This window comes from Streptococcus parasalivarius (genome assembly GCF_054785155.1).
Window position 1 is genome coordinate 25,706 of the sequence record NZ_BAABOB010000001.1, and the last position, 14,536, is coordinate 40,241.

At 41.5% G+C, this 14,536-nt stretch carries 15 protein-coding genes and 1 other annotated feature; of the genes, 13 read left to right on the top strand and 2 right to left on the bottom strand.

The genetic code is table 11. The annotated features are described in order from the left end of the window. The first annotated feature begins 11 nt into the window (after nucleotides 1-11). Nucleotides 12-1,364: a glutathione-disulfide reductase gene (gene gorA, locus ACYVQ1_RS00170; protein ID WP_461249430.1), complete on the top strand. Its 1,353-nt coding sequence runs from the start codon at nucleotides 12-14 to the stop codon at nucleotides 1,362-1,364. A gap of 264 nt (nucleotides 1,365-1,628) precedes the next feature. Here the strand turns inward: gorA and ACYVQ1_RS00175 are convergent, their stop codons facing one another. Both ACYVQ1_RS00175 and ACYVQ1_RS00180 read right to left on the bottom strand, forming a co-directional pair. Next, nucleotides 1,629-2,885, bottom strand: a complete 1,257-nt coding sequence (locus ACYVQ1_RS00175; RefSeq protein WP_461249431.1) for a bifunctional folylpolyglutamate synthase/dihydrofolate synthase — start codon at nucleotides 2,883-2,885, stop codon at nucleotides 1,629-1,631. 44 nt (nucleotides 2,886-2,929) lie between these two features. Continuing rightward, nucleotides 2,930-3,391, bottom strand: a complete 462-nt coding sequence (locus ACYVQ1_RS00180; protein WP_002890074.1) for a DUF6556 family protein — start codon at nucleotides 3,389-3,391, stop codon at nucleotides 2,930-2,932. Nucleotides 3,392-3,499: 108 nt separating this feature from the next. On the opposite strand from ACYVQ1_RS00180, the gene ACYVQ1_RS00185 reads away from it, so the two are divergent. From ACYVQ1_RS00185 to ACYVQ1_RS00240, 12 genes are all read left to right on the top strand, one after another. Continuing rightward, nucleotides 3,500-4,645 (top strand): cysteine desulfurase family protein, encoded by a 1,146-nt coding sequence (locus ACYVQ1_RS00185; protein WP_461249432.1) that lies wholly within the window; start codon nucleotides 3,500-3,502, stop codon nucleotides 4,643-4,645. A gap of 54 nt (nucleotides 4,646-4,699) precedes the next feature. Continuing rightward, entirely contained in the window at nucleotides 4,700-5,923 is a 1,224-nt protein-coding gene (thiI, locus tag ACYVQ1_RS00190) for a tRNA uracil 4-sulfurtransferase ThiI (RefSeq protein ID WP_461249433.1), read from the top strand. Nucleotides 5,924-6,028: 105 nt separating this feature from the next. Next, complete coding sequence (gtfA, locus tag ACYVQ1_RS00195; RefSeq protein ID WP_002890077.1) at nucleotides 6,029-7,540, top strand: accessory Sec system glycosyltransferase GtfA; 1,512 nt, start codon at nucleotides 6,029-6,031, stop codon at nucleotides 7,538-7,540. Then, nucleotides 7,533-8,852, top strand: a complete 1,320-nt coding sequence (gtfB, locus tag ACYVQ1_RS00200; RefSeq protein ID WP_461249434.1) for an accessory Sec system glycosylation chaperone GtfB — start codon at nucleotides 7,533-7,535, stop codon at nucleotides 8,850-8,852. The genes gtfA and gtfB overlap by 8 nt, the downstream gene beginning before the upstream one ends. Nucleotides 8,853-8,856: 4 nt before the next feature. Continuing rightward, nucleotides 8,857-9,393, top strand: a complete 537-nt coding sequence (locus tag ACYVQ1_RS00205) for a GNAT family N-acetyltransferase (protein ID WP_461249435.1) — start codon at nucleotides 8,857-8,859, stop codon at nucleotides 9,391-9,393. 112 nt (nucleotides 9,394-9,505) lie between these two features. After that, nucleotides 9,506-9,580 (top strand) — a sequence feature (ribosomal protein L21 leader region). Nucleotides 9,581-9,620: 40 nt separating this feature from the next. Beyond that, nucleotides 9,621-9,935 carry a 50S ribosomal protein L21 gene (gene rplU / locus ACYVQ1_RS00210; RefSeq protein ID WP_002885597.1) on the top strand — a complete coding sequence of 105 codons (315 nt, stop codon included), beginning with the start codon at nucleotides 9,621-9,623 and terminating at the stop codon, nucleotides 9,933-9,935. 35 nt (nucleotides 9,936-9,970) lie between these two features. Continuing rightward, entirely contained in the window at nucleotides 9,971-10,261 is a 291-nt protein-coding gene (rpmA, locus tag ACYVQ1_RS00215; protein ID WP_002885483.1) for a 50S ribosomal protein L27, read from the top strand. Nucleotides 10,262-10,318: 57 nt separating this feature from the next. Further along, entirely contained in the window at nucleotides 10,319-11,014 is a 696-nt protein-coding gene (locus tag ACYVQ1_RS00220; RefSeq protein ID WP_461249436.1) for a GNAT family N-acetyltransferase, read from the top strand. A gap of 198 nt (nucleotides 11,015-11,212) precedes the next feature. Then, entirely contained in the window at nucleotides 11,213-11,587 is a 375-nt protein-coding gene (locus ACYVQ1_RS00225) for a DUF1149 family protein (protein WP_002885550.1), read from the top strand. A gap of 1 nt (nucleotide 11,588) precedes the next feature. Continuing rightward, nucleotides 11,589-12,431, top strand: coding sequence for a DegV family protein (locus ACYVQ1_RS00230; RefSeq protein WP_461249437.1), 843 nt, complete (start codon nucleotides 11,589-11,591; stop codon nucleotides 12,429-12,431). Between the two features lie 61 nt (nucleotides 12,432-12,492). Continuing rightward, on the top strand, nucleotides 12,493-13,260 hold the full coding sequence (gene dapB / locus ACYVQ1_RS00235) for a 4-hydroxy-tetrahydrodipicolinate reductase (RefSeq protein WP_461249438.1): 768 nt from the start codon (nucleotides 12,493-12,495) through the stop codon (nucleotides 13,258-13,260). After that, nucleotides 13,257-14,459, top strand: a complete 1,203-nt coding sequence (locus tag ACYVQ1_RS00240) for a CCA tRNA nucleotidyltransferase (RefSeq protein ID WP_461249439.1) — start codon at nucleotides 13,257-13,259, stop codon at nucleotides 14,457-14,459. Before dapB ends, ACYVQ1_RS00240 begins: the two co-directional genes overlap by 4 nt. Nucleotides 14,460-14,536 lie beyond the last annotated feature (77 nt).

Consider the following 14,536-nt stretch of genomic DNA (forward strand, 5'->3'; position numbering starts at 1 on the left):
AGAGGTAAAATATGGTAAAAGAATACGATTATATTGTTATTGGTGGTGGTTCTGGTGGGATTGCCAGTGCTAATCGTGCTGCTATGCACGGCGCTAAGGTTATTCTCTTTGAAGGAAAAGAGGTCGGCGGTACCTGCGTCAATGTGGGCTGTGTACCTAAAAAGGTCATGTGGTATGGTGCTCAGGTTGCTGAGACCCTTCACCGTTATGCAGGCGAGTATGGTTTTGATGTGACGGTTAATAAGTTTGATTTTGCAATGCTTAAGGCCAATCGTCAGGCTTATATCGACCGTATCCAGGGCTCTTTTGAGCGTGGTTTTGATAGCAATGGCGTTGAACGTGTATACGAGTATGCAAGATTTGTTGATCCTCATACGGTTGAAGTAGCGGGGGAGCTTTATACAGCACCCCATATCCTTATTGCAACAGGTGGTCATGCTCTTTATCCAAATATTCCAGGTAGTGAATATGGGATTACTTCAGATGGTTTCTTTGAGTTAGATGAGGTACCAAAACGTACAGCTGTTATCGGTGCTGGCTATATCGCCGTTGAGGTTGCTGGTGTTCTCAATGCTCTTGGTAGTGACACGCATCTCTTTGTTCGTAAGGATCGCCCATTACGTACCTTTGACAAGGATATTATCGATGTCTTAGTCGATGAGATGGCTAAATCAGGTCCGACCCTTCACACGCATGCTAATGCTACAGAAGTAGTGAAAAATGCTGACGATTCTTTGACCATTAGCTTTGACAATGGAGAAACGATCACTGTTGATTGCCTCATTTGGGCTATTGGTCGTGCTGCCAATACCTCTGGCTTTGGTCTTGAAAAGACGGGCGTTGAGTTGACTGAACGAGGTAACATTTATTCAGACGCCTTTGAAAATACATCAGTTCCTGGTATCTATGCCCTTGGTGATGTGACTGGTAAACTAGATTTGACGCCAGTTGCAATCAAGGCGGGACGTCAATTGTCAGAGCGACTCTTCAACAATAAAGCCGATGCTAAGCTTGATTACACTGATGTAGCCACTGTGGTCTTTAGCCATCCAGTCATTGGTTCTGTTGGTTTGACTGAGGAAAAAGCAATTGCTAAATATGGTGCGGAGAATATCAAGGTCTATAAATCTAGTTTCACTCCAATGTATACAGCTCTTGCAAACAATCGTCAGCCGTCAACTATGAAATTAGTAACACTTGGTGAGGATGAAAAAATCATCGGTCTTCATGGCATTGGCTACGGTGTTGACGAGATGATTCAAGGCTTCTCTGTGGCTATTAAGATGGGAGCAACTAAGGCTGATTTTGATAATACGGTTGCCATTCATCCAACCGGTTCAGAAGAATTTGTAACGATGAGATAAAAAGGTGAAGTCTGTCTACCTAAATGGATAGACTTTTCTTTGTGTCTGAATGGCCTCAATTGAAAGTGATCGCAAGGAGGTCCCTTGCGAATTTCCATAGCCTTTTTGGCTATGGAAACCATTCATCCAACCGGTTCAGAAGAATTTGTAACGATGAGGTAAAAAGGTGAAGTCTGTCTAGCCAAATAGATAGACTTTTCTTTGTGTTCAAATAACAACCTATATTTTGTGTGTAACTGTATATTGTCTAAATAAAAAAGACCTTTAGGCCTTTCTTTCGTTTAATAAGTAGTTTCTTACTTCTGAGATAAAGTAAAGGGATCCTGTGACAACAAATAGGTCATCAGAATCTGCTGATTCAGCTTGTGCTAGCCATTCTCTATAGTCGGTCGCACATTTGAAGTTTTGAGGATAGTCATCCAAGGGCAGTGCTTCAAAAAAGTCAAAGTTGGTTACCGTAATATCATAATCTTTCAGTTCTTCTAGTAAGTTTGCTAAAGGTTTTCGTCTCAGTCCTGCAAAGAGGATGTGGATTTTACGATTGGTAAAGTTATCTTTTAGTACCTGTTTTAAGCTGGCAATTCCTTGAGGGTTATGGGCACCGTCTAGATAAATATTGTTTCCTATCCACTCACTACGACCAGGCCAGTGTGTGTCACAAATACCATCTTGAATGCTCTTATTAGTAATCTTAGGAAATGTTGGAGTCAAGAGATGGGCAGCAGTGACAGCTAATCCAGCATTGTTTTCTTGATGTCGTCCTAGCATTGGTAGCTTAAGATCTGGACTTTCCCAATGGTCATAAGAAACTTGGATCGTTTGATTGTCTTGCGGAAGCAGCTGAATTTCTCTATCAATGACGGCTAAAGGAGCTTGTAGGTCATGTGATTTTTGGTTGAAAAAATGTTCAACTTCTGTAGAGACACGACCAAGTAAGATAGGTGTGTTTTCTCGCATGACGCCTGCTTTATGATTGGCAATGTCCAAAAGGCTATCGCCCAAGGTCTCAGTGTGATCAAATCCAATCGAAGTACAGATGACAAGCTCTGGCGAAAGGACATTGGTCGAATCAAGGCGTCCACCAATACCTGCTTCAATGATAGCCATATCAACCTGTTTAAGGTCGAAGTAGAGGAACATGAGTAAGGTGACCAACTCGAATTCCGTTGGTCGGTCAAAATCAGTGTGCTCTTCTAAATCATCGAGAAGAACCTGAGCTTTCGCAACAAGGCTAATCAAATCCTTATCAGGAATTTCTGTGCCGTTAATACTAATACGTTCGTTGAAACGAGTAATATAAGGGGAGGTGAAGGTCCCGACCTGATAACCTGACTTTGTTAGGATATTTTGTAGGTAGCTTGTTGTTGATCCCTTACCGTTGGTCCCGACAATATGCACCGTTGGAAAGTGAGTCTGAGGATTTCCGGCTTGTTTCAAGAGCCAACGCATACGTTCGAGTTGAGGGCGACGGCCATTGCCCTTGAAAGAATGGATAAAATTTAGAGTTTCTGTATAGTTCATAGGATTATAGAAAAAAGGCAGGGTTTCCTAGCCTTTTACATGTCTTAGTTAGAAGCGGCGTCACCAGTTGTTGCACCACCAGTAGTCGCATTGCCAGATGTTGTGTCTGCAGTAGCTGCTGATGAAGAGGTAGTTGTATTGCCACCCGTTGTTGTATCTGCAGATGACGAATAGGTGTTAGTTCCTGCTTGGCTACTTGTTTGTGTTTCTGAATCAGTCGCATTGCCATAACTAGATGAAGCGGCGCTTGATTCTTGAGTCTTATTATTGCCTTCTTTGATGACTACAGTTGATTGATTGGCTGATGAATCAGAGGTGTCCTTATTTTTAGAGGCTGTGAAATTCATGATGGTGATTGAAGCCACGATGATTGACAAAATTGTCCCGACGGCAGTAAGGACTTTTTGGAAGGCAGTGAAGCCTTTTGTAACGTGTTCAGTCACCTTTGGGGCAGATTTTTTTTCTTCTTTTGATGAATGATTACGGCGTGAGTAATTTTCAGACATGATGCTCTCCTTAAAAATATTTCGTACTTTCTATTATATGATTTTCTCGCAAAAATTGCTAAAAAAATTATGCTATAATAAATAGTAAATAAAAATCGAGGAAAAATCATGATTTATTTTGATAATTCAGCCACTACGGTGCCTTATCCAGAGGCACTTAGAACCTATCAAGAAGTGGCTACTAAAATTTTTGGGAACCCATCCAGCCTGCACCAATTAGGAACATCTGCGACACGTATTTTGGAGGCTTCTCGTAAGCAAGTTGCGGACCTCATTGGAAAATCAGCCGATGAGATTTTCTTTACGTCTGGAGGAACCGAAGGCGACAACTGGGTCATTAAAGGAGTTGCTTTTGAAAAAGAGCCTTACGGCAAACACATTATTGTTTCTGATATTGAACATCCTGCGGTGAAAGAGTCTGCCAAATGGCTTTCAGAGCATGGTTTCGAAGTGTCCTATGCACCAGTTAATGAGCAAGGATTTGTGGATGTTGAAGCTCTTGCTGGATTATTACGCCCCGACACGATCTTGGTTTCGGTTATGGCCGTTAATAACGAAATCGGATCAATCCAACCTATTCAAGCTATCTCGGATATATTGGCTGATGAGCCGACGATATCTTTCCATGTGGATGCTGTTCAGGCCATTGGGAAGATTCCTGTATCAGCTTATTTAACAGACCGTGTTGACTTTGCAACTTTTTCTGGTCACAAGTTCCATGCTGTTCGAGGTGTCGGTTTTGTCTACAAAAAGGCAGGGAAAAAGATTACGCCGCTCCTAACAGGTGGTGGTCAAGAAAAAGACTTTCGTTCAACGACTGAGAATGTTGCTGGCATTGCGAGTATGGCTAAGGCCTTGCGCTTAGTTACTGACAAAGAGGCGTTTTCTCTTCCGAAAATTGCCAAGATGAAAAAAATTATCTTTGACGAATTGGCTAAGTATGAGGACATTACTATTTTCTCAGGTGAGGGTGAAGACTTTGCGCCCAGTATTTTGACCTTTGGAATCAAGGGTGTTCGTGGTGAAGTTATTGTCCATGCTTTTGAAGAGCATCAAATCTATATTTCAACGACATCTGCATGTTCATCTAAGGCGGGAAAACCAGCAGGGACTCTCATTTCTATGGGTGTTCCGACTAAATTAGCTCAAACGGCTGTACGTATCAGTCTTGATGATGACAATGATATGGGACAGGTAGAACAGTTTCTCACGATTTTCAAGCAGGTCTACGCCAAGACACAAAAAGTGAGATAGTAAGATTTAAGCAATTAAACAATAAAACTAAATTCAAATGTAAAAGGAAAAGGAATGACACTAACATATTCAGAAATTATGGTTCGCTATGGTGAATTGTCTACCAAGGGCAAAAATCGTATGCGCTTTATCAATAAACTTAGAAATAACATCAAGGATGTTCTATCCATCTATCCAGATGTTAAAGTGACTTTTGACCGAGACCGTGGTCACATCTACCTCAACGGTACAGACTATGAGCCAGTAGCAGAGTCTTTGAAGCAAATTTTTGGTATTCAAGCCTTTAGTCCTGTTTACAAGTTTGAAAAAGATGTCGAGGTCTTGAAAAAGGCTGTTCAAGACATTATGACTGGGCTCTATCGTGACGGTCTTACCTTTAAAGTGACTGCTAAACGTAGTGACCATGATTTTGTTCTCGATAGTCGTGAACTCAATCTTACTTTAGGAAATGCAGTTTTTGATGTATTGCCTGACATTAAGGCTCAGATGAAGGGCCCAGATGTCAACCTTAAGGTAGAAATTCGTGCCGAGGCGGCTTATATTTCTCACGAGGAAATCAAAGGAGCAGGTGGACTACCTGTAGGGACTGCCGGTAAAGGAATGCTCATGCTTTCAGGTGGGATTGATTCGCCAGTGGCAGGTTATCTTGCACTTAAACGTGGTGTGGATATTGAAGCTGTCCACTTTGCAAGCCCTCCTTATACCAGTCCTGGTGCACTGAAAAAGGCTCAAGATTTGACCCGTAAGTTGACCAAGTTTGGTGGTAATATCCAGTTCATCGAAGTGCCATTTACTGAAATCCAAGAGAAAATCAAAGAAAAAGCGCCTGAGGCTTATTTGATGACCTTGACGCGTCGTTTTATGATGCGTATTACTGACCGCATTCGAGAAGAACGTCGAGGTCTTGTGATTATCAATGGTGAGAGTCTTGGTCAGGTTGCCAGTCAGACTATGGAGTCTATGCAGGCGATTAATGCTGTTACATGTACGCCAGTGATTCGTCCAGTTGTCACTATGGATAAGTTGGAAATCATTGATTTGGCACAAAAAATTGATACCTTTGACATTTCCATCCAACCTTTTGAGGATTGCTGTACTATCTTTGCACCTGACCGTCCAAAGACTAATCCAAAAATCAAAAACGTTGAACAATATGAACGTCGTATGGATGTTGAAGCCTTGGTTGAACGTGCGGTTGCGGGAATCATGGTGACTGAAATCACACCTATTGAAGAAGCGCAAGACGAAGTGGATACACTTATTGAAGACTTGCTCTAGTCTAGGAGGATATAGTACTAACATAGTAGTATTTAGGTGCTACTAGAGTTAGGTATGTCCAAAAAGAAATGTCGATGTTGAACTTTTACCCAGAAAGGAAAATACATGACTGTTTATAACATCAATTTAGGAATCGGTTGGGCATCAAGTGGTGTTGAGTACGCCCAGGCCTATCGTTCTACAATTTTCAAAAACACAGGTATTAAGGCCAAATTTGTCTTTATGGATATGTTCCTGCAGGACAATCTTTCTGATTTGACCCGTAACATGGGGTTTGAAGATGAAGACGTCATCTGGCTATATAGCTATTTTACAGACCTGAAAATTGCTCCAACGACCTATACTGTCAAGGATTTGGAAAAGGAAATCCCTTATGACATCACGCGTCGTGAGATTAATGGCAAGGTGGTTAAGCTCTTTTGTGCCAAGGAAGATATTTTTTATGCAGCCTACTTGCGTAAAGAGGGTGAAGATATCGTTCACCGTGTGGAAAAAGTATCGCGTGGTTGCTTAATTCGTAAAGACTTTTACTCTTACACTAAGATGTTCACGGAGTACTACACCCCTGTAGATAACAAGGCCCACCTCTATCAACGTCGTTTCTTCAATGAGGATGGTAGTGTTGCTTATGATGAAATTGTTGATGGTAAGGATAGTGTCTTCCGTTTCCCAGATAAGATTTTGTCATCTAAACATGAATTTATTGCCTACTTCATGTCGCAACTTGGTCTAACTGACCAAGATATTGTCATTTTGGACCGTGCAACTGGCACAGGGCAGGCTGTTTTCCGTAATACTAAACCTGCTAAGCTTGGAGTTGTTGTCCATGCAGAGCACTTTAGTGAAAATGCTGTGACAGACAAGACTATTCTTTGGAATAACTTCTATGAGTACCAATTCAGCAATGCAGATAAGGTTGATTTCTTCATCACAGCGACAGAGCGTCAACGCAGCATTATGCTAGATCAGTTCAACAAATACACACCATTTACACCTAATATCGTAACGATTCCTGTGGGAAGTTTGGATAAACTGAGAGAGCCTGAGGGAGAGCGTAAACCATTCTCAATCATCACAGCTTCACGTTTGGCCAATGAAAAGCACGTAGACTGGTTGGCTAAGGCTGTTGTTAAGGCTAAAGAAAGTCTGCCACAAGTGAACTTTGATATCTTTGGTACAGGTGCTGAAGAAGCTAAGCTTAAGGCCATTATCGAGGAAAATCACGCTCAGGATTACATCCATCTTAAGGGTCACCAAGATTTAACAGAAGTCTACAAGGATTACGAACTTTACCTATCAGGTTCTAAGAGTGAAGGTTTTGGCTTGACACTTCTAGAAGCTGTTGGATCGGGCCTTGGTATGATTGGTTTTGATGTCCGTTATGGGAACCAAACTTTTATCAAGGATAATGAAAATGGTTACTTAATCCCTCGATTTGAAAAAGATGACGAGCTTGCTATTGTGGCTGCCTTGGCAGAGAAAATTGTAGCTTTCTTCAATCGTTCAGATTTAGATCATGTTCATCAAGTCTCTTATGATATCGCCAAAGGCTTTTTGACAGAGGAAATCGAGCAGAAGTGGCTTAACTTAGTAAAGGAGATGACTAATCATGATTAATTTATTTGAGAACTATAGTCAAGGTAGTTGGGATCTCCATTACTCGCTGATTGTCGCTGGCTATGTAAATACAACAGTTTGTCTTTCAGATGATGGCTTTCTGCCTAGTGATGTGACCTCACCTTACCTTTATTTCACTGGTTTTGACAAGGTTCAAGGTTCTGCACTTTACTTTAATCAGGTTCCTGTGCCTGATTACTGGGAAATTTTAGGAACAAATAGCAACGCGGAAATCTTCCGTTTTGATAAGAAACGTGGTCATATTCACTATGCACATCCTGCTCATCAGCGTCTAGTTAAAGCTGTGGATTGGTATGATGAGTCAGGTCGCCTGCGTGTGACTGATCGCTACAATAATAAGGGTTATCGTTTCTCACAAACAACTTACAATGTTAAGCAAGAAGCGACCATTACTAGTTATTTCACTCCAGATAACAAGGAAGTTATCGTCATTAACCATTTGACCAAAGACGTTATCTTGAATTGGAAAGACAAGGTCTACATTTTCAAAAACAAATCGGAGTTTGTAGTCTTTTATCTTAAAGAAGCTGGCTATGATTTGCGACGTATCCTTTATAACTCCTTGTCAACGCCTTTCTTGACAGCTATGAATCTTCCGAATTCTGGTCAAGATGTCCTCTTCTGGCAAGAGCCTATCACTGATTCAGTCCCTGGGAATATGCGCCTCCTTCTTGATAGCAATCACCGTCAAACTAAGATTGTAGTGCAAGAATACACAGCATATACGAATCTTCTAAAGTTGGTTAGTCCAGAGCAGGCTTCTCGCGTGGCTTTCCTTGGCTTCATGTATCCATTTGCTCGTCAGAATAATTTCCAAAATCAAGCACTGATCTTGACCAACTCAGATCAGATTGAACACTTGGAAAGCATTGTTAGTGAAGTGCCTACCATGCACTACCATATTGGCGCAATCACTGAAATGTCAAGTCGTTTGATGGATTTAGCTAAATATAGTAATGTTAGCCTTTATCCGAATATTACAACAGAACAGGTTAAGCGTCTCTATCAAGAGGCTGATTTCTATTTAGATATTAACCACCAAAATGAAATCCTGTCAGCGACACGTGCTGCCTTTGAAAATAACCTGCTTATCCTGGCTTTCACGAATACAAGCCATGGTCTAGATTATACTGCACCAAGCAATATCTTCTCACCAATGAATGCTGGGCAATTTAAGCAAACCCTTAAAGAAGCCTTGGGCAACCGTGACTTCCTTAGTCACTTGCTTGATCGTCAACGTGAGCACGCTCATGTAGCAACACCAGAAGATTATAAGAAGGTTATTGGTTAGGAAAATGACACTAGAGGTTCGTAACATTTATCCTCTGACACCAACATTCAAGAAGGTCGCTTCACTTTATGAAGCGGCTTTTCCTGTGGAGGAGAGGCTCCCACTCTGGCACTTGTCTTGGAACAGTTTGAAAAATGGACAATCTTTCTTGGCTTATTTTGATCAGGGAGTTTTTATTGGTTTTACCTATGCAATCTGTACTGATAACCTGGTCTACCTACTCTTTCTCGCGGTTAAAGAAAGTAAACAGTCTCAGGGATATGGCAGTCAGATTTTGGCACAAGTTAGGGAAGAAGCAGGAGAACGACCGTGTGTGCTTACGATTGAGCCTATGGATGAGGAGCAAGTCTCTAATAGGGCTCAACGTCTAAAACGTTTAGCATTTTATGAACGAAATGGCTATCAGGCATTGAATCACTTCTATTTCGAAGGAAGTGAACGCTATCAAATTTTGACAACGGATAAGAGCCTTTCCTTAGTTAATCTGGAGCGGGCTCTAGCTAAGACTTTCCTAGGAAGATATGGAATAAGAGTTGATTAGGGTAATCGTTACTTTGATAAATTTCAATGAGCAGAATAAGAATAATCAAAATAACTTTTTCTCTTGTCATTAGAGGGAAAAAATGATAGAATTGTAACGTTGACTAAATGCACGTCCTGTGCAACCGCACGACTACTGTTTGCAAGTGGGTTCGTCCCCGCAGTACTAGGCGAGTCTTCACAGAGGGAAACCTCAGACACATTAAAAATTTTAATAGGAGGTGCATCATGAGCACATACGCAATCATCAAAACTGGTGGAAAACAAGTTAAAGTTGAAGTAGGTCAAGCGATCTACGTTGAAAAAATCAACGCTGAAGCTGGATCAGAAGTAACTTTTAACGAAGTTGTTCTTGTCGGTGGTGATAAAACTGTAGTAGGTACTCCAGTTGTTGAGGGAGCTACTGTTGTCGGAACTATCGAAAAACAAGGTAAACAAAAGAAAGTTGTTACTTTCAAATACAAACCTAAAAAAGGTAGCCACCGTAAACAAGGTCACCGTCAACCTTATACAAAAGTTGTTATCAACGCTATCAACGCGTAAGTTAGCGACTAATCACTAAGAAAGGACACAATCTTATGTTGAAAACTCTTGAAAACTTGCAACTTTTCGCCCACAAAAAAGGTGGGGGTTCTACTTCCAATGGTCGTGATTCACAAGCTAAACGTCTTGGTGCTAAAGCAGCTGATGGACAAACTGTATCAGGTGGATCAATCCTTTACCGTCAACGCGGTACACACATCTACCCAGGTGTAAACGTAGGCCGTGGTGGTGACGATACACTCTTCGCTAAAGTTGAAGGTGTTGTACGTTTCGAACGTAAAGGTCGCGACAAAAAACAAGTATCTGTATACCCAGTTGCTAAATAATTAAGCTAAAGTCTGCACTTTTGTGTAGGCTTTTCTTTATGAAAAAAGGAGAATCCTATGCCTTTAAATCACTACCAACAAGAAGTAGGGCCAAGTCTAGCAGATGCTAGTCTGGGTAAAATGCCAGATGTTGCTCTATTAGAAGGTCGTTATTGTAGCGTTGAACATTTGACAGTGGCAGAGCATTATGAGGACATTTTAGACTTTTACTTTACTAATCAGATTCTTTCGGATTGGACCTATATGTATGCGGACCCTTTTGAATCTGAAGAAGCTGTACGTCAGTGTTTGGAGGATTATGAGCAATCCCAGAATCCTTATTTCTTTGCCATCAGGGATAAGGCTTCAGGTAAGGTTCTAGGAACCTTTTCACTCATGGCTATTACACCCAAAAATCGCAGTGTTGAGATGGGGCGAGTGATTTTGGCACCTGTCTTACAAAAGACTCGAGCAGCCACAGAAGCTCAATACCTGCTTATGAAATATGTCTTTGAGGATCTTAACTATCGTCGTTATGAGTGGAAATGTGATAGTCTCAACCGCCCTTCTGCCAATGCAGCCATGCGTTTAGGGTTCACCTATGAGGGGCGTTTTCGTAACCATGCTATCTATAAGGGACGTAGCCGTGATACGGACTGGTTCTCGATTATTGATAGTGAGTGGCCAGCGCTTAAGAAACGATTTGAGAATTGGTTGTCTCCTGAGAATTTTGATGAACAGGGACAGCAGAAACGTTCTTTGAGGGACTGTTAGCTGTCAATGTAAGGCTCTTTTCTGATGAAGGAGCCTTATTTTAGTGTTCTTAGACCTAAATCAAAGCTCCTACTTTTCTAGTGATTATTATTGCTGTCAAACTCGGTCTAAATACTCATTTTTCTGTCAATAATATTCCCATAATAAAGCATATTTATGCTATAATAAAGAGTAATTGTATCAAGGAGAATATGACTAATGGATTTAATTCGCGAAAAAGTATTTGTTAACCGTTACCACTATGATGTTCGTAACCATGAGTGGGAAAAAGAGAATGGTGTGCCTAAAACAAATGTTGAAGTAACTTTCCAGTTGCACAATAAAGATGAAGAAGCTAACAATACGTCTGTTGTAGCTGTTTTGCAATTTATGATTGTCCGTGATGAGTTTGTTATCTCAGGGATTGTTTCTCAAATGGACCATATTCAAAACCGTATCGTCAATGAACCAAAAGACTTCTCACAAGAAGAAGCAGAAGCCTTGGCTGCACCGCTCTTGGATACGCTTCAACGTTTGACTTATGAAGTAACTGAAATTGCCTTGGATCGCCCAGGTATAAACTTGGAGTTCTAAGATGTCTCTTGCAGTTATTACGGATTCATCGGTTAATCTCCCTGCTGAGATTCAGGGCCATGCTGATGTTTATGTTTTAGATATTCCAGTCATCATTGAGGGGCAGCCTTTTGTTGAAGGAAAAAACTTGGATGTCAATCAGTTTTATGAACAAATGGCAAACTCTGAGGAACTGCTCAAGACGTCACAACCAAATCTAGCTGACTTGGATAACTTGCTTATGGAGTTGGAGGCAGAAGGTTATACCCATGTCATTGGGCTTTTCCTTTCTTCAGGAATCTCTGGTTTTTGGGCCAATAGTCAGTTTTTGATTGAGGACCATGCCAAGTTGAAGATTGCTTTTCCTGATACAAAAATCACAGCAGCTCCTATGGGAGCTATGGTGAGAAACGTTTTGCATTGGTCAGCCCAAGGAATGTCTTTTGAGAACATTTTGAAGAAGCTTGAGGAGCAAGTTGACCAAACGACGGCCTATATTCTTGTGGATGATCTTAATCATCTGGTTAAGGGTGGTCGTTTGTCGAATGGTTCGGCGATTTTAGGAAATCTTTTGTCTATCAAACCTATTTTGAATTTTAATGACGAAGGAAAAATCGTTGTTTTTGAAAAGGTGCGTACAGAGAAGAAAGCTGTGAAACGTTTGGTTGCCCTAGCTGAGGAAAATCGTGAAATGGAGTTTAGTATCCTTCACACTAATGCTCCTGAAAAAGCTGAGGAATTTAAAAGACAGCTAGAAGCACAGGGAATTAGCGTTTCAACAGTGGTATCCTTATGTGCCGTAATTGCGACACACTTGGGTGAAGGAGCACTAGTGTTAGGTCTAACACCTAAATTTACCAAATAAGTACTATCCATGTGGGATGGGGGCTTGTCTATGATTAAGATCAATAGAGAGGAAAAATGACATGTCTATTAGAGTTATTGTTGCTGGATTTAAAGGAAGAATGGGTTCAACTGCGGTTGAGATGGTCAAGGGAGATGACGAATTGACTTTGGCTGCCTTGCTTGACCCATTTGCGACAGAAAAAGAAGTGGACGGTATTCCTGTCTTCACAGATAAATCGGATTTGGTTGGCTTTGATGCAGATGTCTGGGTGGATTTCACTATGCCTGCTGTTGCCTATGAAAATACTCGTTTTGCTTTGGAGAATGGTTTTGCACCAGTTGTGGGTACAACAGGATTTACTGAAGCACAAATTCAGGAATTAACAGACCTTTCTAAAGACAAGTCTATTGGTGGTTTGATTGCGCCTAACTTTGCTATCGGTGCTATTTTACTTATGAAGTTTGCGGCAGAAGCTAGCAAATATTTCCCAGATCTTGAAATCATTGAGCTTCACCACGATAAAAAGAAAGATGCGCCATCAGGTACAGCAGTGAAAACGGCTGAACTTATTCGTGAGGTTCGCGAGACTAAACGTCAGGGAGCTGAGGATGAGGTGGAAACACTTGCTGGGGCACGTGGTGTGGAGTTTGATGGTTTCCGTATTCACAGTGTGCGTTTGCCAGGTCTTGTGGCTCACCAAGAGGTTATCTTTGGTGCCCAAGGAGAAGGATTGACCTTGCGTCACGACTCTTACGACCGCATTTCCTTTATGGGTGGTGTTAATCTTGGGATTAAAGAAGTTGTTAAACGTAATCAGCTTGTTTATGGTTTGGAACATTTACTATGAGATTAAGTTATTTGCCTTCTGAATTTCAGAAGGCTTTACCAATATTAGAGAAAATTAAGGCTGCAGGGTTTGAGGCTTATTTTGTTGGTGGATCGGTCCGCGATGCCCTTCTCAACCGTCCCATTCACGATGTTGATATTGCTTCGTCTTCTTATCCTGAGGAGACTAAACAGATTTTTGAACGTACGGTAGACATTGGTATTGAGCATGGGACCGTTTTGGTCTTGGAAAATGGCGGTGAGTATGAGGTGACGACCTTCCGAACAGAGGACGTCTATGTGGATTATCGTCGTCCGTCTAGCGTGTCCTTTGTGCGTTCATTGGAAGAGGATCTCAAGCGTCGTGACTTTACAGTCAATGCTTTTGCTCTTAATGAAAATGCTGAGGTTATTGACAAGTTCAACGGTCTTGATGATTTAGACAACCGTGTCTTAAGGGCTGTTGGTAAGGCTGAGGAACGCTTTAACGAGGATGCTCTTCGTATCATGCGGGGCCTACGTTTTGCAGCGAGTTTAGACTTTGATATCGAAGAAAAGACTTTTGAGGCTATGACCAGCCATGCTCCTCTTTTGGAAAAGATTTCGATTGAGCGAAGTTTCATCGAATTTGATAAGTTGCTCTTGGCAACACATTGGAAAAAAGGGGTTAAGGCACTTCTAGCGACTAAGGCTTATCAGTATCTTCCAGATTTTCAAGAGACAGCAGAGAAATGGCAGTCTTTTGTATCAGATTATGCTGATGACTTTAGATTTACAAGTTCTGAGCAGGCTTGGGCGGCAACTCTTTTGGCTCTCAAGCACGATAATCCACGCTCTTTTCTTAAAAAATGGAAGACGTCTGTTAATTTCCAAAAGACAGTTCAGTCCCTGGTTGACATTTTCAATTTCCGTTTGGAGAGAGCTGTGACCAAGCAAGATGTTTATCAGTATGGTAAGGAACTCATAGAGGAGGCTGAAACCTTGAGACGGGCTCAGGGCTTGGACGTCGATTATGAGCGTATTGCCGAGTTGGATGGTCAGTTGCTCATCCATGATAAGCACGAAATCGTTGTGAATGGTGGCACACTGATGAAGGAGCTAGGATTCAAACCTGGTCCGGACCTTGGTCGTGCACTTAAGGCTATCGAAAATGCCATCGTTGATGGTCAACTAGCTAATGCCGAGGAAGCCATCATGGCCTTTGTTCAAGCTATGAAATAAGTCTAGAGACGTGATAAAAATGACACACCGCTACAGAGCATGCGTAGGATCCGTAGCGGTGTTATTTGTAAAAAGGA

Bases quoted from the DNA above. Each gene is read 5' to 3' on its own strand.
- gorA (WP_461249430.1), top strand. From the start codon at position 12: ATGGTAAAAGAATACGATTATATTGTTATTGGTGGTGGTTCTGGTGGG.
- ACYVQ1_RS00175 (WP_461249431.1), bottom strand. From the start codon at position 2,885: ATGAACTATACAGAAACTCTAAATTTTATCCATTCTTTCAAGGGCAAT.
- ACYVQ1_RS00180 (WP_002890074.1), bottom strand. From the start codon at position 3,391: ATGTCTGAAAATTACTCACGCCGTAATCATTCATCAAAAGAAGAAAAA.
- ACYVQ1_RS00185 (WP_461249432.1), top strand. From the start codon at position 3,500: ATGATTTATTTTGATAATTCAGCCACTACGGTGCCTTATCCAGAGGCA.
- thiI (WP_461249433.1), top strand. From the start codon at position 4,700: ATGACACTAACATATTCAGAAATTATGGTTCGCTATGGTGAATTGTCT.
- gtfA (WP_002890077.1), top strand. From the start codon at position 6,029: ATGACTGTTTATAACATCAATTTAGGAATCGGTTGGGCATCAAGTGGT.
- gtfB (WP_461249434.1), top strand. From the start codon at position 7,533: ATGATTAATTTATTTGAGAACTATAGTCAAGGTAGTTGGGATCTCCAT.
- ACYVQ1_RS00205 (WP_461249435.1), top strand. From the start codon at position 8,857: ATGACACTAGAGGTTCGTAACATTTATCCTCTGACACCAACATTCAAG.
- rplU (WP_002885597.1), top strand. From the start codon at position 9,621: ATGAGCACATACGCAATCATCAAAACTGGTGGAAAACAAGTTAAAGTT.
- rpmA (WP_002885483.1), top strand. From the start codon at position 9,971: ATGTTGAAAACTCTTGAAAACTTGCAACTTTTCGCCCACAAAAAAGGT.
- ACYVQ1_RS00220 (WP_461249436.1), top strand. From the start codon at position 10,319: ATGCCTTTAAATCACTACCAACAAGAAGTAGGGCCAAGTCTAGCAGAT.
- ACYVQ1_RS00225 (WP_002885550.1), top strand. From the start codon at position 11,213: ATGGATTTAATTCGCGAAAAAGTATTTGTTAACCGTTACCACTATGAT.
- ACYVQ1_RS00230 (WP_461249437.1), top strand. From the start codon at position 11,589: ATGTCTCTTGCAGTTATTACGGATTCATCGGTTAATCTCCCTGCTGAG.
- dapB (WP_461249438.1), top strand. From the start codon at position 12,493: ATGTCTATTAGAGTTATTGTTGCTGGATTTAAAGGAAGAATGGGTTCA.
- ACYVQ1_RS00240 (WP_461249439.1), top strand. From the start codon at position 13,257: ATGAGATTAAGTTATTTGCCTTCTGAATTTCAGAAGGCTTTACCAATA.